This is a genomic window from candidate division WOR-3 bacterium (assembly GCA_039802205.1).
Classification (GTDB): Bacteria; Hydrothermota; Tepidihabitantia; order SM23-42; family JAOAFX01; genus JAOAFX01.
The window spans coordinates 75,203-93,600 of sequence record JBDRWD010000001.1 but is presented as its reverse complement, the minus strand read 5'-3'; the positions used below and the strand labels follow the sequence as shown (position 1 = coordinate 93,600).

The following is an 18,398-nucleotide window of genomic DNA, read 5'->3' as shown; positions in this document are numbered from 1 at the left end:
AATATACTACAAAAATTTACTGCAATTTCAAAGGGCGAAGTTTCACAGAGCCGCATAAATCCAGAAAATTTTGACTGCACACTTTTTTCTTGACAAAAATCTTCTGTTATATATAATAAATTATGCTTTCAGTAGCTGCAATTTGCCACTACCTACCTACCTACCTACTATAATTTTATCTGCTCGGCAGTGCCGGGCAAAGGAGGAACAATGAGACACATAATAATCATAGCCATAATAAGTCTCTTGCCCCTTTTTGCAGATGAGGATTTCCTAAAAGGGGTAAGGGCAGAAGACCTGATGGTGGAAAGAATAGAGCCTCCGCCTGATTCTATCTTAGAGGAGGTAACGAACCTGGGATTCCCTGATTACTGGTATGGTAAGTCACTACATAGTTGTTACTCGTTGGATAGTGCATTTATTGCTGAAGCACGCACAGAAAAACCAGGAGGCAAGGTTATGGGGATATGGGTTATGGACATAAAGAGAAAAACCGAAAAGAAGATCGTAGATGGCATAGCCTATGAGTTAAAGTGGTCACCAAGTGGTAAATTCTTGGCATTTGAGAGGATGGTTCCCTGCAAAGAACTTTATCATGGTCGACAGGTGTATCAAGATGGCGGGAGATGGATATACGATGTTGAGGCTAACCATATAGACTCTCTGCCCATGGCAAGTTATGAGGAATGGTCTCCCACCGGTGACTGCTTGGCGGGTGAAGACTATTCTGAGAATGGAGATTGGATAATAAAAATTTATGATGCCAAAACTAAAAAGATAACTGTCTTAGACCAATTTCTCTTCTTTGAACCAATGAATTACTCATGGTCTCCTAATGGCGAGATGTTGGTGTATGTCATTGCCCAAAAAGCATCAGGACACGGCGAATGTTCACCGCTAGAGTCTGATGTTTATGTAATCAATCGGGATGGCAGTGGAAAAACACAACTAACCCATACCCCACAACCTGAAATTTTAGTTAAATGGCTTCCTGATGGTCAAACTATCGTTGTGGAGAGATTTAAAGAAATGCCCGATGCCATCACAGGTGGTGGAGAAAAAGAGGTTGTTGTCTTAAAACTTAAGAAAAAGGAGAGAAAATGAGGCGTCTTTTTTTCTTACTATCTCTTTTCTATCATTTTCTCGTGGCCGGCCGGGTTCAGATATGTCTAAACCCAGGCCACGGTGGAAAGGACCCGGGAACAGAAAATCCAAGATATGGTGCAAGCGGTCCCTATGAGAAGGACTTTAATCTTTACATTGCGCAGGTGTGCGAAGAAGATTTAGTGTGGACGTTAGGATTTAGTGTTTCTATGACAAGGATTAACGATTTGACTCCCTCTACTAAATTGTCATTGAAGAAAAGGGTGAAGATGGCTAAGGGGGAGATAGAAAATCCATATACTGGCCAGTGTGACACTGCGGATATTTTGATAAATATTCATAATAATGGCCACGAAAGTAGAGCGGCGCATGGAACGGAAACATACTGGTATGCTGATTCCACACTTGCCCATTATGTTCATACTCATATGTTTAATTATATTTCAGGTTTCCCACACGCTTCTAATCGTGGATTAAAAAGGAGGGGGTTATATGAACTAACGCAGTTTCCGGGGCCAGCCTGTTATGCAGAATGTGCATTTGTAACACATGATACATTCCCTAATGGACAGTGGTATCAGCTTAAAGCGAAATACCCTGGTTTTTAAAGACATTTATACGCAGGCTAAAGCCTGCGCCTACCATTTTATCGGTAACCACCCGACTATTTCAGGCTGGCATTTTTTATTTATGCAATGCGAAAGCCTTGCCCTACGAGAGAGCATCAATCAAAACCTTGTCCGACACTGAAATTATTGGATGCCCTTACCAATCTTGCCCATAGGTTTTATTGTCACTAAATAAAACATTTTATAAAAATGTGAAGAGGATTCAGAAAATTGGATCCTTGACGCCTTAAGAAAATCCGTTATAATCAGAAGCATGAAGGTCTTTATCACTGGTGCCCAGGGTTGCCTGGGTCTAGCATTCCAGGAAATCCTTAAATGTCAACGAGTAAATTATTTAGGTATCGATATTCCTCAGTTAGATATTACCGACTTCAAACGGTTGAAAGAGGCTATTTTAAGTTATCATCCCGATGTAGTCTGCCATTTTGCGGCAATTAGTGATGTAGACCTTTGTGAAAGAGAACCGGAAATGGCGCTGAGGGTAAACACACTTGCGACCTTAGGTATAGCTTTGATCGCCCGCAAAATTGATGCAAAGTTGCTTTATACCAGTACCAATTTTGTATTTGATGGTAAGGGAGAAAGTCCTTACTATGAATATGACCAGCCCAATCCGATCAGTATCTACGGAAGGACGAAGTATTTTGGTGAGCAGTACATAAAAGAAGTACACACTCGGTATTACATTGTGCGCACGGCTTGGATATTCGGAAAAAATTCCAAGACTTTTGCATCAAAATTTCTTCTACAAAAGGATAAACCTCATTCAATAAATGTGATCTGCGATCAGATCGGTTCTTTTACCTATGTCGAAGATCTCGCAGAGGCAATTTTCGAGATTATAAAATCCGAAAATTACGGGACCTATCATATTGTAAATAGCGAATACGGGACCTGGCTTGATTTTTTGTTGCGGGCAAAAGAATTAATGCATTTCAGCACTGAATTGATTCCGGTAAAAACCGAAGAGCTTGATCTTCCTGCACCACGACCTCGTTTCGCCCCGCTGGGTTCAAGAAATTATGAATTTTTGTTTGGCAAAAGAATGCCTCCATGGCAAGATGCCTTGGCCGAGTTTATAAAAATGATTAACAGGAATAGCATCTAAGAAGATCTGGCACTCGCATTGACACGACCGAAGTGTTAGATAAAATATACTGATGACCCAGTTAATAGAAGAGATAAGAAAAAATTCATCTATCCAGATGATAGTGGCATTAAGGCGGCGACAAAAGCTTTATCTGGTCGGAGGGACGATTCGCGATTTGTTCTTGGGCATAAAACCGAAGGATTATGATTTTGCGGTCAGTGGTTCCGGCATTAATTTTGCCCGTAGGGTGGCTAAGACGATAAAAGGCGCCTTTGTGTTGCTAAGCGCCGAGGACGATGAAGCCCGGGTGGTAAAAGACGGCATTATCTATGACTTCATCGGATTCAAGGATGATATAATTAACGATTTGAACAGGCGTGATTTTACCATCAATGCCTTGGCAGTTGATTTAGATAACCTGGAATTACTTGATCCTGCCGGGGGTTTGAAGGACTTAAGAAACCGGATAATCCGCCCTACCACGAAAAGTTCTTTACAGGAAGATCCATTGCGGATACTCAGGGCATTCCGTTTTGCCCTGGAATTGAATTTTAAAATTGATGAGACCTTCTACCTATTGGCACAAAATATCAGCCTTCAGGATATTGCCGCAGAAAGGATTGGCTATGAATTCATCCGGATAACTTCGGCAGACCATTCATACGAAATGATTTTAAAAATGAATGAGATGGGATTATTTCAACAGCTCTTTCCTGAAGCTGGAAAGATAATAGAAGATCAATTGCTTTGGGGGCATTCCCTGAATACCTATCGTGCCCTTGAGATTTTAATGGAGAAAGGATTTTTTAAAAATTTGGAGCCGGAATTTTCGAATTATTTTGCGCTTGATAAAAGGAAAGCACTGCTTAAGATTGCCGGATTATTTCATGATGTCGCCAAACCGGATACGTTCTTGATCAAAGAAGGGGATGTCCATTTTTATGGTCATGATACAAAAGGTGCAAGAATTGTGGAGGTTATCGGTTATAAGCGTCTGAAATTATCACGCAACGATGTCCAAGTAATGAAGAAATTGGTGAAAGAACACATGCGTCCTCATCTTCTTGCAGCTAATCAAGAATTGACCGATCGGGCGATAAGAAGATTTTTCCGGGATTTGGGGGAGGATTATTTTGGGGCGATGATGCTTGCCTGGGCTGATGGTTATGCTACCGGCGGGAGGACCCGGCATCTGGAAAAGATATTTATACGGATGATTGAATTGAAAAGGGCTGATGAGGCAAAACCGAAAGTAGAGAGGCTTGTAAATGGTTATGATTTGATTGCAATCGGTCTGAAGCCCGGACCGATATTCAAAATCATTCTTCAAGAACTGCTGGATTTACAACTTGAAGGGAAGATCAAAACTAAAGAAGAAGGTTTAACGATAGCCAAGGAGATTTATGAGAAAAATAAAACAACTCAAACCAATCAAAATAACCCACCCCACACCCATTGAGGAGTTAAAGGGGGTGCATAGAAAAACCAAAATCTACCTAAAGCGCGATGATCTGAATGGACTTCTAGTCTCCGGTAATAAAGTCCGAAAACTTGAATATTTAATTGCGGATGCCCGTAATCAAAAGTGTGATACAATCATTACCTGCGGAGCAGTTCAGTCCAATCACTGTCGGACCACAGCTGCCTTCTGTAAGATGTTTGGCTATGATTGTCATCTGTTTTTGCGGACGAAAGACAAGCCCGAGTACACCGGTAATCTACTGCTGGATGAACTGCTCGGTGCCAAGATAAGATTTATTACTCCTGAGGAATACAAAAATCGGGATAAAATAATGCAGGAATATGCCCGCACGCTAAGGGGGAGAAAACCTTACATCATCCCAGAAGGTGGTTCTAATGGCATCGGTGCCCTGGGTTATATTGAATGCATGCGTGAGATGGCAGATTTCATTAAACGGGAAAAGATCGACGCCCTCTATTGTGCAGTAGGTTCCGGAGGAACCTATTCGGGGTTGTTATTGGGCAAAAAACTATTAAAACTTGATATCACGTTAAATGGAGTGATAATTTGTGATACCGTTGAATACTTTACCCAGCGAATTCTGGAGATCTGTAATAGTGCAATTGAGAAATTTAATTTTAAAATAGATGTGCAGGTTTCAGATATTACGCTCATTGACGGTTATGTGGGTGCGGGCTATGGAATTCCTTATCCGGAGGCTATTGCAACAATCAAAAATATTGCAAAAAAAGGGATAATTCTGGAGCCAGTTTATACCGGGAAGGCATTTTACGGTATGCTTGAGGATTTAACAAAAAGAAAGTACAAAAAGGTTCTTTTCATCCATACCGGTGGTATCTTTAGCATCTTCGCCTACGCCCGGGAGTTTGTTAACCCTTGACTTCTCGGGAATTTTGATTAATATATTCATATAGCAGGCGCTTTTATGGTATCAAAGGACTTTCAAAAAGGAGTGTGAGATGTCAGGACATTCTAAGTGGGCAAAGATTAAAAGAAAGAAAGCCGGTGCGGATGCAGCCCGGGGTAGATTGTTCACCAAATTAATTCGGGAAATTACGGTTGCTGCACGGCAAGGGGGTGGTGATCCGAATGCGAACCCCCGGTTGCGGACTGCGATCGAAGAGGCGAAAGCGGCGAATATGCCCAATGAGAATATTGAAAGGGCAATAAAAAGAGGGACTGGTCAGCTGAACGACGGTCAGGCCCTGGAAGAGGTGATATATGAAGGATATGGTCCTAACGGCGTTGCTTTATTGATTGAGGCCGTGACCGATAATCGTAACCGGACGACGAGTGAGATCAAACATGTCCTGGCAAGGCATAACGGTAGTTTAGGAACTCAAGGTTCGGTTGCTTGGCAGTTCCAAACTCGGGGGATCATTACTATCGATGCGAAGAAGTATGATGAAGATATCATCCTTAGTTTGGCACTTGATGGTGGTGCTCTGGATGTGAAGACTGAGGATGATAATTACCAGGTGATCACGACCCCAGAGACTTTCCATAAGATAAAAGAGATATTTAAAAATAACAATATCGAAATCTTGAGCAGTGAAATTACCAAGATTCCGCAGAATACCATCCCCTTGAATGAGAAAGATGCGGAGAAAGTATTAAAACTTTTTGAAGCCCTTGATGAGCTTGATGATGTCCAGCATGTCTATAGCAATTTCGATATTCCGGACGAGATAATGGAGAAAATCTCTAATCAGAGCTAAATTGGCATTTTTCTCCAAGAATTATTGATCTTTGGCTGCGGAATCTCCTAAGATGAAGATATTAGGGCTTGACCCCGGGCTCACCGCCACTGGCTATGGTATACTTAGCGACCACAAAGGAATATCATTCGGAACGATTAGACCGAAGGAGAAGGATTATTTTAAGAAGATTGCTTTTATATGTGAACATATCAGTCTGATTTTACGAAAATATAAGCCAGAGGTCGCTTCTCTGGAAAAGGCTTTTTTTCAGAAAAATGTTTCAAGTTTAATCAAGATTTCAGAGCTGCGCGGGGCGATCATCTATTTACTCCTAAAAAATAATATCCGGGTATTAGAATACACTCCGGCACAGATAAAGCTTGCCACCACCGGCAATGGTCGGGCGTCAAAAAGCCAGGTGCGGTTCATCATGGAAAGAACAATCTTGAAAAGCAAAAAGCCCATTTCCCATCATGCAGTAGATGCCCTGGCTATTGCCTATACGGCGATGAGAAGATTTAGATGATCGGTAGACTTAAGGGCATAATCCTGGAGAAGAATCCCCCTTTTTTATTATTGGATGTTTCCGGGATTGGCTTTTTAATTCAATTACCTCTAAACGCATTCGATTTATTGACATCGAATGAAGAGGTAATATTGTACACGAAGTGTGTGATCAAAGAAGAAGAGATGCTTCTCTTTGGTTTTCTTAATAAGGTGGAATTAGAATTATTTGAGACCTTAATTGCTGTTCCCGGGCTGGGACCAAAATCCGCCCTCACATTACTTTCCAATTTTTCGCCAGAAGAACTTACCCGGGCAATTGAGGAAGAAAATCTGGATCTCCTTTCTTCGGTTCCAAGGATTGGGAAAAAGCTCGCGAGCAAAATTATCTTGGAAACAAAAGGGAAGTTAAGCTTTGTGCGCACTTCGGGCAATTTTGAACAGGCCCTGAATGCCCTCTGTGCCCTGGGATTAAACCGTGCTGAAGCTCTTGCCCGGCTCAAAGGTCTACCCGCGGATTTGCCGATTGAGGAGCTCATCAAAAGAGCATTGAGGGGGAGATGAAAGAAAGGACTCTTTCCGGTATAAAATTTGAAGGGGAAGAAATTTTTGAATTGACCCTCCGACCGAAAAAACTTGAAGATTTTGTCGGGCAGAGAAATACCGTGGAAAACTTAAAGGTTTTTATCGAGGCAGCAAAAAAAAGAAAAGAGCCCCTGGAACACATCCTGCTCTTTGGTCCCCCGGGTTTGGGCAAAACCACCCTTGCCCATATCATTGCCCATGAGATGGATGTAAATATCTATCCCACCTCTGGACCGATTCTGGAGCGACCCTTTGATCTCGCAGGAATCCTGAGTAATCTGCGGTATGGAGATATCATCTTTATCGATGAGATCCACCGGGTCAATCGGACAGTGGAGGAATATCTTTATCCTGCTCTGGAGGATTTCCATCTGGATATCATGCAGGACAAAGGAATGGGTGCACAGAGTTTACGCCTGAAATTAGAACGGTTTACACTCATCGGCGCCACTACCCGTTCGGGTCTCTTGACCGCACCTTTGCGTTCACGGTTTGGGATAAGTTTCCGGCTTGATTATTACCCCCCAGAAGATTTAGAACAAATCGTTCGGCGTTCAGCCAAAATTTTAAAAATAAGGATCACCAAGGATGCGGGTATGGAAATCGCCCGAAGATCCCGGGGAACGCCGCGGGTCGCCAACAGATTATTAAGAAGGGTGCGTGATTTTGCTCAGGTCCAGAATAAAGAGATAATCGACCGGGAGATCTGTGAATATGCCCTGGCAAAACTCGACGTAGACAAAAGAGGGCTAGATGAGATGGACAAAAGGATATTGCTTACCATCATTGAGAAATTCCAGGGTGGACCTGTAGGTATCAACAGCCTTGCTGTGGCAGTGGGTGAGGATGCCCAGACCATCGAAGAAGTCTTTGAGCCTTTTTTAATCATGGAGGGTTTCATAAAAAGGACCCCTCGGGGTCGGGAAGTAACACCCTTGGCTTATGAACATTTAAATATCAAACCCGACCACGGACCCCTGTTCCGCCAAAATCCTGATTGACACACCAAAAAGATTTGTTATAATAAATTGTGAAGTTTGTAGATGAAGCCACGATCTATGTGGAAGGCGGACATGGTGGCAATGGTTGTGTTTCTTTTCGACGGGAAAAATTCGTCCCCCGCGGCGGACCTGACGGTGGCGATGGCGGTGATGGGGGTTCGGTCTACCTGATTGGTGAAAGAAGTTTACAGACGCTCTATGATTTGCATTTGAGACCTCATTATAAAGCAGGCCGCGGCATGCATGGCAAGGGCAAGGGTATGGATGGAAAGTCGGGTGAAGATAAATACATCCCAGTGCCGCTGGGGGTGGAGGTCTATAGGGACGGAAGATTTTTTGGGGAAATCCTTGAACATAAACAGATGTTGTTGGTAGCGAAAGGAGGGAAAGGAGGACGCGGTAATCGTCATTTTGTAACACCGACCAATCAGGCACCACGCCATGCAGAAGAAGGAAAACCCGGAGAAAGATATAAATTGAAACTGATTTTAAAACTCATCTCCCAAATTGGGATTGTGGGTTTCCCCAATGCAGGAAAGTCCACACTGCTCAAAGCGATGACTAATGCGCGTCCTGAGATTGCCGATTATCCATTTACGACCTTGACTCCAAATTTAGGGGTTTTGAAGGATGACTTGAGAAATATCGTCATCGCCGACATGCCTGGAATAATTGAAGGTGCCCATGCCGGCCGTGGACTGGGAATAAGATTTTTACGCCATATTGAGCGGACGAAGATGCTGCTTGTGGTGATTGATATTTCTGCTTCGGAACCTTTGAGACAATACCAGATCCTCCTTGATGAATTCAGAATGTATAATCCGTCACTTTTAAAAAAACCGAGGATTGTAGTATTTAACAAAATAGATTTGATCAAAAACCCTCCAAAATTTCAACTGTCCGAAAAGGTTTTTTACATCTCAGCATTAAGGAACAAAGGTATTGAAGAATTAAAAGCGGCATTAAAAGATGAAGATATCTATCAAAACCGATAAAGAAACCTTGCTTAAGATTCTCAAAGACGGGGATATCAATAAGAAGTTAAAGATTTTTAGTAAACTTGAAGATCTTTCGGAGGCCGACCGGATTAAAATCCTGTTAAAGATACTTGAAGATAATTCATGGTATTTAAGAGAGCAGGCGACCAAAGAGTTAGCAAAATTCGGCAGTCGGTTGTTACCCCGATTAAAAAAACTATGCCACAAAGGCTACTGGTATACCCGGGCAGCGGCCTGCAGGACTTTGGGTGAGATTGGAGATTTAGAAGCCCTGGCTACGGTTATCAACCTTTTGATGAATGATACAAATCCGACGGTGATTAAAGAGGCTAAGGAGGCGGTGAGGAAGATTGCGGAGAAAAATGGTGAAGTTTTCTTTACAAAATTACAGGAATTGAAAGCGGAGTTAAATTTGAAGCAAAATATTTTTGAAACCCTGGCTGATCTTCCACCGGAATTTAAAGCACGGTTAAAAGAAATCTTCGGGAACCAGTAAGGATGGCATCAACAAGGGAGAATCAAGCCCGAGATTTTGTCCTTTTGTGTTCACTTGAAAAACTGACAGAAACAAAACTTTATTTGCTTCTGGAACAATTTAAGACGCCCGAAGCGATAATTAATGCTTCCTTTTCAGCATTGGCTGAAATCGTTGGTTCCGAAATCGCACACCGGATTGGTGAACTGAAACCAAATGATGAGATAAAAAGGAAGTGGGATACTCTTGAACAACACCAAATAAAAGTAATACCTTATTATGATGAAGAATATCCAGATTGGTTAAAAACAATTCCTAATTTTCCTCCGGTCCTTTTTGTGCGGGGGAATATCAAACCCGAGGATGAGGTTGCACTCGGGGTGGTGGGCACCAGGGGTGCTACTATCTATGGCAAGTCCATCGCGGAAGAATTTGCCGGCAAGTTTGCCCGGGCTGGGGTATGTGTGGTGAGCGGGATGGCACGCGGCATTGATACCTCGGCCCATTGGGGAGCAATAAAAAATAAGGGCCGGACCATCGCTGTTCTTGGCTGCGGAGTGGATATTGCCTATCCCCCGGAAAATCGGACACTTATGGAAGAGATAGTGAAATGCGGGGCGGTAATCTCGGAATTCAATATCCGAACACCACCCCTTGCCCAGCATTTTCCCAAGCGCAATAGAATTATCGCCGGACTTTCCAAGGCGATCGTGGCGATAGAAGCCAAAGAAAGATCCGGGGTGATGAATACTGTGGAATGGGCATTACAACAGAGTAAAGAAATTTTTGCAATTCCCGGTAATATCTATTCCAAGACATCTGCGGGGACGAATCGGTTGATTAAAGAAGGTGCGATACCGGTTACTTCAGCAGAAGAGGTGCTTGACTACTTGGGTATAAAATTTACACGTAAAGAAAGAGAAATAAAAGAGATGGTTTTGAATGAAGAGGAGAAGAAGGTCTGGGAGGGGCTATCTTACGAGCCCATCTATCTTGATGCCCTTAAGGAAAGGATTGATATGCCTACTGGAGAAATTCTTAAGATTTTGCTCGGGCTGGAGATAAAAGGACTGATCAAACAACTGCCCGGAATGATGTTTGTAAAGAATTTTGAAAAGGAGGGTTGATGAGTTGGGTGCTGTTATTTTTGATTATTTGCAATTCCTCTGGAACTTTCTCTATTGTCGCTATTGACACAGCTACCGGTGAATTGGGGATTGCAGTAGCATCCAAGGTATTTGATGTGGGATATATTGTTCCCTGGTTAAAGGCCGGGGTTGGGGCGGTGGCAACCCAGGCCTTAGCCAATCCCTTTCTGGGACCGATGATACTTGAAGCGATGGCAAATGGTCATTCGGCAGAAGAAGCACTGCGACTTTCTCTAGCTCAAGATAGTGTCTCAGAGGAGAGACAGGTGGGAGTGGTTGATTTTAAGGGAAATCCAGCGGCGTTTACTGGCAAGAATACCTTACCTTGGTCCGGACACAAGACTGGGACAGGTGTTTCTGTTCAGGGTAATATCCTGGTGAGCGCTACGGTGATTGACACGATGCTTAAGGTTTTTGAACAATCCTCTGGTCCGCTGGGTGAAAGATTGCTGAAGGCCCTGGAAGCGGGTGATGCTGCAGGCGGAGACAAGCGGGGTAAACAATCAGCCGCCTTGATAGTGGTGCGAAGACGTGGAGGATACCAGGGAGTTGATGACCGGCTTATTGATCTAAAGATTGTGGATGATGCCGAACCAATAAAGACCTTGAGGGAGAAATACGAAGTCTGGCAGTATTATTTTCTCGCACCGGCATATTTACGTCTTGCCCAAGAAGAGAAAGACAGAGCCGAGATTTTTTTTGAACGATGTTATTATCTTTTAGAAAAGGCAATCGAGAGTGAAATCACCGATGCCCAGGTATTAAATAATCTTGCCTGGGAATTTGCACTGAGCAAAAAATATCCAGAAAAGACACTCCAGGCAGCAAAAAGGGCTCATGAACTTGCTCCAGAGGACGCGAATATCATGGATACCCTGGCCGAAGCCTATTATGCCTTGGGGGATTGCCGGGAGGCAGTTTATTGGGAAAAGGAGGCTTTGAAAAGAGAACCGCAAAATGCCTTCTTCAAAAAACAGCTGGCAAAATTTAAACGGGGATTGAAAAAATAGAAAAAATTTTTAAACTAAACTTTTTTGATTCTCGGTTCCAAAGAAATACCTTTGCAGGTATTCTTTTAATTCATCGATCCCAGTTCCTTCTTTTGCAGAGACAAAGAGCGCTTGTGGATATTTCTCCTGCAAGCGGATTTTTTGTTCGTTAAATAATCGGTCCAATTTATTGAAAACCAGAAGGCGTGGTTTGGTCTCGGCACCAATCTCCTTAAGGACTTCCACTACGGTCTGCATCTTTGCCTCAATATCATCTTCAGTCGCGTCAACGACATGGATTAGTAAATCTGCTTCCAGGACTTCGGCGAGTGTGGCCCGGAAGGAAGCGATGAGACTATGGGGCAACTTTCTTAAAAAACCAACGGTATCACTGATTAAAATCTTATGGTTGGGCGGCAGGAATAGAATTGAAGTATTGGAATCAAGGGTGGAAAACAAGTAATCCGCGGTTAAGAGATTACCCCGGGTAAGGGCATTGACCAGAGATGATTTTCCCGCGTTTGTATAACCAACCGTGCAGATTTTGTAAAAATCTCGACGTCGCTTGCGCTGGACCTGCTTGGAAAGTTCAATCTTTTTTAATTCTTTTTTTAACACCGCGATGCGTTCTCTTATCCGCCGGCGGTCTACTTCCAATTTCTTTTCACCTGGACCCCGTGTTCCAATACCTCCACCCAGACGGGAGAGTTCTGTACCTTTGCCGGTGAGTCGGGATAGACGATATTCAAGTTGTGCCATTTCGACTTGAAGTTTTGCTTCCTTGGTCCGGGCATGTTTAGCAAAGATATCTAGAATCAGGGTGGTACGATCAATCACCCTAACTCCTGTAGCCATCTCGATATTTCTTATCTGAACCCCGGAAAGTTCGGTATCAAAAATCAAAAGGTCAATATTGTATTCTTTAGCCAATCGGCCGAGTTCTTCGGCCTTCCCCGACCCAATCAGAAGTGCAGGATTGAGACGGTCGCGGAACTGGATAAAACTCTCTACGACCTCACCACCAGCCGTCCGGGTGAGATTGGCGAGTTCCTCCAGCGACTGCACCATTTCCCAGCGCTTTATCCGGCCGTCGCTTACTCCAACGAGAAAAACCCGTTCTTTCTTTTCCATAATTATGGAATCACTCAATCGGTTTTGAATTATTTAAAAGATAAAAAATGCGCTGAAATGTAGTAATAAATGTGCCAATGGTGATGACGACCAGGAGATAGACCATGATTTGGGGACCTAAAAAAGAACCGATTATTAAAAAGAGCAATCGCACAAATCTTTCGAATATACCCACCTGGGGTGATATTCCTACTCCTTCGCCCCGCGCCCTGGTATAACTTACCATTAAAGAACCGAAGAGGGCTAGAAAAATCCAGAAGAGAACATACGGGGCATGGTGATAATAGAAGAAGAATATTCCTAAAAAAATTAAAAATTCGTTTATTCGATCAATCGTGGAATCTAAAAAGCCACCGAATTTGGTAACCCGGTTTGTCTGGCGCGCAATTTCACCATCAAATGTGTCCAAGAGACTGGCAATCAGGATTATCATTCCTCCGAGGCAAAATTTTCCAGCCTTGTAGGCAAAGAAGGCAATCAGAGCGACTCCCAGACTTAAGAGGGTGATTAAATTCGGCGAGATATTCAATTTGATTAGTGCTTTGACGAGCGGCAAAAGAAAAACAGTTCTATAGATTTCCTTTATTTTTTTCATCTTTGCCTGCTACAATGATGGTGAATTCACCACGGTCGGTCTTCAGGTTATTCAGAATTTCGTCAATACTACCCCGAAGAATTTCTTCGTAATACTTCGTCAGTTCGCGCACCAACACAATTTTTCTATCCGGGATAACTTCTTTTAGTTCATTCAAGGTTTTAACTATCCGATGTGGTGATTCTAATATCACCACCGGTCGGGATTCTTCTTTGAGTGCGGCAAAAAATTGTGCACGCTGTTTTTTCTTTTTTGGTAAAAAACCTTCAAAAACAAACCGGTTTATGGGCAGACCAGAGATGACGAGGGCAGCAATTGGGATCGAGGGGCCAGGTATAGAATAGACCGGAATATTGGCAGCGATAGCCTCCTTCACTAGGATGTACCCAGGATCAGAGATGAGCGGAGTTCCGGCATTGGAGATAAGGGCTATATTCTTCCCAGCCCTGAGCAGAGAAAGTAATTCGGGGGTTCGTTTTTTTTCAATCCGATCATAATACGAGATGAGTTTTTTGTTGATGTTATACTTCTCCAGCAAAATTCGAGCACGTCGGGTATCTTCGCAGGCGATTAAATCCACCTGCTGGAGGGTTTTGATTGCCCGAATGGTGATATCTTCAAGATTGCCAATCGGCGTGGCGACGATGTATAGGGGCATTAAAATTTTATCTTGGTATAATCAAAGAAATTCAGAGACATCAAGGCATAACGGTAATCGTTAAGAACCTTTTTGGCGATATTTTCACTCTCTTTGCCGAGAATCGTCGAAAAGGATTCAAATATTAAATCAAGCCAGCGGGCAATCCCCCGGGCAAGGATTCTGGGTTCAATTACCAATTTTGCAGTGATATTGAAGTCGGGATCAATCTGAAATTCGTTGATAAAAGGGTATTCTTTTTGGGCAGTAGATTTTGCCATGATTACAGTCTTCAGAACCATGGCGTTGCCGAGGGGCCGGGCATAATTTTTCATTAACGAAGAGATGATTTTGCAGAACATCTCCACCTGAGCCGGTGTTGCCTGTACCGGCATACCAACTTCAATACGGTCAAAGATTGAGATGATGGAATTCGGGCGGTTTAAAAAATTGGCGATAACATTTTCGTCCTGAACCCTTTCAGCGCTGCCTGCTGCATAAAGTCCAATGAGTTCACCCTGTTGGAAGGCAATAAAAGATTCTTCAATCCCCGATTTTATCCAGATAAACCCATCAAATTTGGTAGATTTTAATTTATCAATCAAAATCTTTGGTTGGAGCCGGTTAAGGTCAATTCCCGCTTTTATCGGCTGGTTGGTTATTGAGGTGATAATCATATTCAAAAGAATTTCGTCTGTCGCATATTCGGAAAGGATACCGGAAGTTGCCTTTTTCGCCTTTTCTATCACCTCGGCAATCGGGATGATGCTCCGTTCCTGGAGACTCAGCCGCGCGGCATTAAATGGTTCTCCTAACTTGAGGAATATCAATTCTTCCATCTCCGGATAAATTATGGAGATATAACCCGAAATACGATGTGCCCTTTCACGTTTTGAGGCCGTTAGAACATTATCAAGATTGATAAATTCCAAGCGCGTGTTTTCCAGGATCGGACGGCCTTTGGGCAATTTCATAAGATAATATTAAACAATTTTCGAAAAAAGTCAAGGATATGTCGGTGTTGACATGATGGGAAAAGTCGATATAATTAACAAGAGGAGGTACAATGAATCTTTTTAAAAAACTGGTGATCGCTTTTGGGTCTTTTCTGCTCATCTTTCTATATGCCAAAGAGATTCAACCGAGCTCAGAATTCGAGATCCTAAAGGCGAACGATGCTGGAACAGCGGTCCGTACACCCGCTCCATTATACGATTCAAACCGGGTCTGGATCGGTTCTACTGCTAATCTGACAAGGAAAATTGCGTTTGGAAAGTATTTTAAAGGTAGTGCAGATGATACTCTAAGGATTATTACGGTTCAATCCGGTGGAACAAGGTATCTTGTTATTGCCACTGATACAATGAGTACGAATTTCGTAAAAAACGGTTTTCGGATCGAAACGCCTTACTCATTTACGAGTGGTAGCACCGCCTATGCAGTGGCAGTGGGGGATGTGGATGGTGATGAATATACCGATATTCTAACCGGACATTCGGCTACACCATACCGATTAATCTGGTTTGAATGGGATGGGGCTAACTGGGTAGCCCGTGATTCCTTTGCGGTGAATAGTTCAATAAACGATATTGTCTTCGGCGATGGAGACAATAATCCGACAACAAGGGATTTTTATATCAATATTGCCCAGACTTCACCGAGTGCAGCGATAATGAGGGTGCAATGGGACGGAAGTGCCTGGGATACAACAAGGATTCTTTTGAGTGGAACGGTAGCAGCAAGGGGTATCGCAATTGGTGATATCGTGCCCACGCTTTCCGGAAACGAAATCTATGTGGTCGGTGGTGCACGGCTCTGGCAATTATACTGGAATGGAACATCCTGGGATACCCTTACTATATCCAGCGCTTTATCCAGTGCTTATGATGCAGTAATCGGTGATATCAATCCTCTCTTTCCTGGAAATGAAATTGGAATTGTGCATGGTTCAACTTCTTATCAAGTTTCAATCTGGAACTGGACCGGGGCCTACTGGTATGGGGTTGCCTGGGCGTGGACATCAACCTGGGGAGCTGCGGATAATTGTATCGCCATTGGTGATATATTGACCGATAATCCGGGAGATGAACTTGTTTTAGTCGGTGGTGCCAGCACCACAGCAATACCTTATATCTTCTGGTATGCACCGAATGGCAGTGCATGGATAAGGGGATTACAAAAATCGGTCGCCTCCCAGAGTGATTATGGAGTTATAATCGGCAATATCAACCGATTTAGAAATTTAAATCAGGAGATTGTGCTTTCGGGCGGTGGCTCACTTGTGGAGATTGAGCAGCGCGACCTGATAAACGACATTGGGACATACTATTTCCGATTATTAAATCCAACATCAATTATCAATGCACCTGATACAATCCTTGTTACTATCTTTAATTCCGGCTCTAATCCCCAGAGTGGTTTTCCTGTTCAGTTTGCATTCAAGAATAATCCGATAAGTGGCGCAATACCATTTCCTGGCACCCTTCAACCAGGTGCTGTGGATTCCATAAAAATTCCTGTGGTAATGAATTTCCTCGGCATGGATACCCTTTATGTATTTACCAATTTATTAGGAGATGTTAATCCGATAAACGATACCACCAAACTCCATGTTGAGGTCTATGACGAAAGCACGAAGGTAGCATCAAACTTCAATGCGGTGACATTTCCGCCAGTAAATGCAACGACTTCTCCAGCCTTTGATACTCCTTATAATTGGTGGCGGACAATCCTTGCCGGATCCTATAATTGGGCAAGATATACCAGCGGTTCGAACCCAACTTGCACCCCGCTGGAAGGTTATGCAATGGCGGGTTATCAATCCTATAGTGCGAGCAGTGGTTCAGGTGCCAGATTGAGAACACACAGAATTAATATCGGACCTCAGAATCGAAGATTGATGCTCCGTTTCTATATGTATCATGACCCTGGTTATACGACCAATCCAGACTCAGTCATAGTTGAATTTTCTTCCAATGATACTGCCTATATACCGGTTGCGGCGTTTCACAGGTACAGTGCAACAGCCGGCTGGTATGTCCATGATGTAGAAATTGGTAATTTCCATGCCGACCGAAATCTGTATCTCGCCTTCCGCGCACGGAGTGGTTATGGCAATAATATGTTTATAGACTCAGTCCGGGCGTATGTCACCCCACCTACCGCATTTAACAATGACGCCGGAATTATCGCGGCGACACTGGGACCTAAACCATACATCGTCAATAAGCCCACGCCGGTTAATGTAGTGATTAAAAATTTTGGATTTAACCCGGTTACATCAATTCCGATTTTCTACACCACCGGTGGGGCGGATACGACATTTGAGACCTGGACCGGTTATCTTGAGATTGGACAGATTGCAAACTATTCGTTCACGCAACAATTTATACCAACGGCTTCCGGCGATAATACTATCTGGTTTGGAACAAAATTGTCGGACGATCAGAATCCACAGAATGATACAATCGTTAAAGTAGTTACAGTATGTCCTTATTCCCACACGCCGCCTTATACGAAGGATTTTGATGAACTCTGGATTAATTCAACCGAGCCGCCATTCTGTGGCTGGTATATAATTGATGGTGGTTCACAAACCCCGCCGGTGACCGATAATAATGACTGGCATCGCTATACTTCTTCCAGTCCGGCACGGACCGTGGCAAGGGTTTACTTCTCACCAACCGAAGTCCATGACGACTGGCTCATTTCACCGAGGTTTGATTGCAGTGCCAGTGGTAATTACACACTCAATTACTGGCATTACTATAATGATTATACTACCTCAAGGTTGGATTCGGGCCGCGTCCTTGTCAGCACTGACGATGGCGCAACCTGGCAGACGATTCATTTCTATTCCAATGTCGATGATTCGGGCTATAAGTCCGTGGATGTGACATCTTTGGTCCAAGGTGAGAACGATGTGCGCTTTGCCTTCCACTATGTGGCGAATGACGAAATGTACTGGTATGTTGACGACTTCGTCCTTGATTTCAATGTGGGAGTAAGCGAATTAGACAAGAACATGGTTAATGAATATTTTCTTAATACGCATCCTAATCCATTCTCAGGGCAGTTAACGATCGGCTACGGAGTGCCCAAGAGTTCTGATATTGAGATTGTAATATACAATGCGGCAGGACAGATGGTAAGAACGCTGGCGAAGGCAAAGGTTGATAAAGGTTTGTATAAATTGAACTGGAACGGCTATGATGATTATGGTCGGAAATTGCCCAATGGCGTGTATTTCGTTCGTATGAATACCGATAGCCGGAAAATAACAAATAAGGTGCTAATGGTAAAATAAACACCTATAGCGATTGATTGGAA

Annotated in this window: 18 protein-coding genes; 14 read left to right on the top strand and 4 right to left on the bottom strand. The window is 43.3% G+C overall.

Annotation, left to right across the window (positions count from 1 at the left end):
• The first annotated feature begins 210 nt into the window (after positions 1–210).
• From ABIL39_00380 to ABIL39_00320, 13 genes are all read left to right on the top strand, one after another.
• Positions 211–1,104 (top strand): hypothetical protein, encoded by an 894-nt coding sequence (locus ABIL39_00380; protein ID MEO0164581.1) that lies wholly within the window; start codon positions 211–213, stop codon positions 1,102–1,104.
• Entirely contained in the window at positions 1,101–1,712 is a 612-nt protein-coding gene (locus tag ABIL39_00375) for an N-acetylmuramoyl-L-alanine amidase (GenBank protein ID MEO0164580.1), read from the top strand. The genes ABIL39_00380 and ABIL39_00375 overlap by 4 nt, the downstream gene beginning before the upstream one ends.
• Positions 1,713–1,986: 274 nt before the next feature.
• Complete coding sequence (gene rfbD / locus ABIL39_00370; GenBank protein MEO0164579.1) at positions 1,987–2,841, top strand: dTDP-4-dehydrorhamnose reductase; 855 nt, start codon at positions 1,987–1,989, stop codon at positions 2,839–2,841.
• A gap of 52 nt (positions 2,842–2,893) precedes the next feature.
• Positions 2,894–4,282, top strand: a complete 1,389-nt coding sequence (locus ABIL39_00365; protein MEO0164578.1) for an HD domain-containing protein — start codon at positions 2,894–2,896, stop codon at positions 4,280–4,282.
• Positions 4,227–5,186 (top strand): D-cysteine desulfhydrase family protein, encoded by a 960-nt coding sequence (locus ABIL39_00360; GenBank protein ID MEO0164577.1) that lies wholly within the window; start codon positions 4,227–4,229, stop codon positions 5,184–5,186. Before ABIL39_00365 ends, ABIL39_00360 begins: the two co-directional genes overlap by 56 nt.
• 79 nt (positions 5,187–5,265) lie before the next feature.
• Complete coding sequence (locus ABIL39_00355; GenBank protein MEO0164576.1) at positions 5,266–6,024, top strand: YebC/PmpR family DNA-binding transcriptional regulator; 759 nt, start codon at positions 5,266–5,268, stop codon at positions 6,022–6,024.
• 52 nt (positions 6,025–6,076) lie between these two features.
• Positions 6,077–6,532, top strand: coding sequence for a crossover junction endodeoxyribonuclease RuvC (gene ruvC, locus ABIL39_00350; GenBank protein MEO0164575.1), 456 nt, complete (start codon positions 6,077–6,079; stop codon positions 6,530–6,532).
• Positions 6,529–7,074, top strand: coding sequence for a Holliday junction branch migration protein RuvA (gene ruvA, locus ABIL39_00345; protein MEO0164574.1), 546 nt, complete (start codon positions 6,529–6,531; stop codon positions 7,072–7,074). The genes ruvC and ruvA overlap by 4 nt, the downstream gene beginning before the upstream one ends.
• On the top strand, positions 7,071–8,096 hold the full coding sequence (ruvB, locus tag ABIL39_00340; protein ID MEO0164573.1) for a Holliday junction branch migration DNA helicase RuvB: 1,026 nt from the start codon (positions 7,071–7,073) through the stop codon (positions 8,094–8,096). Before ruvA ends, ruvB begins: the two co-directional genes overlap by 4 nt.
• 29 nt (positions 8,097–8,125) lie before the next feature.
• Positions 8,126–9,091, top strand: a complete 966-nt coding sequence (obgE, locus tag ABIL39_00335; protein ID MEO0164572.1) for a GTPase ObgE — start codon at positions 8,126–8,128, stop codon at positions 9,089–9,091.
• Entirely contained in the window at positions 9,066–9,590 is a 525-nt protein-coding gene (locus ABIL39_00330; GenBank protein ID MEO0164571.1) for a HEAT repeat domain-containing protein, read from the top strand. The genes obgE and ABIL39_00330 overlap by 26 nt, the downstream gene beginning before the upstream one ends.
• Before the next feature lie 2 nt (positions 9,591–9,592).
• The gene (gene dprA, locus ABIL39_00325) at positions 9,593–10,696 is read left to right on the top strand and encodes a DNA-processing protein DprA (protein ID MEO0164570.1); all 1,104 of its coding nucleotides are present in this window, start codon (positions 9,593–9,595) and stop codon (positions 10,694–10,696) included.
• The gene (locus ABIL39_00320) at positions 10,696–11,727 is read left to right on the top strand and encodes a DUF1028 domain-containing protein (GenBank protein MEO0164569.1); all 1,032 of its coding nucleotides are present in this window, start codon (positions 10,696–10,698) and stop codon (positions 11,725–11,727) included. Before dprA ends, ABIL39_00320 begins: the two co-directional genes overlap by 1 nt.
• Positions 11,728–11,736: 9 nt before the next feature.
• Here the strand turns inward: ABIL39_00320 and hflX are convergent, their stop codons facing one another.
• From hflX to ABIL39_00300, 4 genes are read right to left on the bottom strand one after another with little or no spacing between them, the layout of a single operon-like run.
• Positions 11,737–12,855, bottom strand: a complete 1,119-nt coding sequence (hflX, locus tag ABIL39_00315; GenBank protein MEO0164568.1) for a GTPase HflX — start codon at positions 12,853–12,855, stop codon at positions 11,737–11,739.
• Complete coding sequence (locus tag ABIL39_00310; protein ID MEO0164567.1) at positions 12,848–13,432, bottom strand: CDP-alcohol phosphatidyltransferase family protein; 585 nt, start codon at positions 13,430–13,432, stop codon at positions 12,848–12,850. The genes hflX and ABIL39_00310 overlap by 8 nt, the downstream gene beginning before the upstream one ends.
• Positions 13,407–14,090 (bottom strand): 16S rRNA (cytidine(1402)-2'-O)-methyltransferase, encoded by a 684-nt coding sequence (gene rsmI / locus ABIL39_00305; GenBank protein MEO0164566.1) that lies wholly within the window; start codon positions 14,088–14,090, stop codon positions 13,407–13,409. Before rsmI ends, ABIL39_00310 begins: the two co-directional genes overlap by 26 nt.
• Complete coding sequence (locus tag ABIL39_00300) at positions 14,090–15,043, bottom strand: hypothetical protein (GenBank protein ID MEO0164565.1); 954 nt, start codon at positions 15,041–15,043, stop codon at positions 14,090–14,092. Before ABIL39_00300 ends, rsmI begins: the two co-directional genes overlap by 1 nt.
• A 92-nt stretch (positions 15,044–15,135) precedes the next feature.
• Between ABIL39_00300 and ABIL39_00295 the strand changes: the two genes are divergently transcribed.
• Positions 15,136–18,375: a choice-of-anchor J domain-containing protein gene (locus ABIL39_00295; protein ID MEO0164564.1), complete on the top strand. Its 3,240-nt coding sequence runs from the start codon at positions 15,136–15,138 to the stop codon at positions 18,373–18,375.
• Positions 18,376–18,398 lie beyond the last annotated feature (23 nt).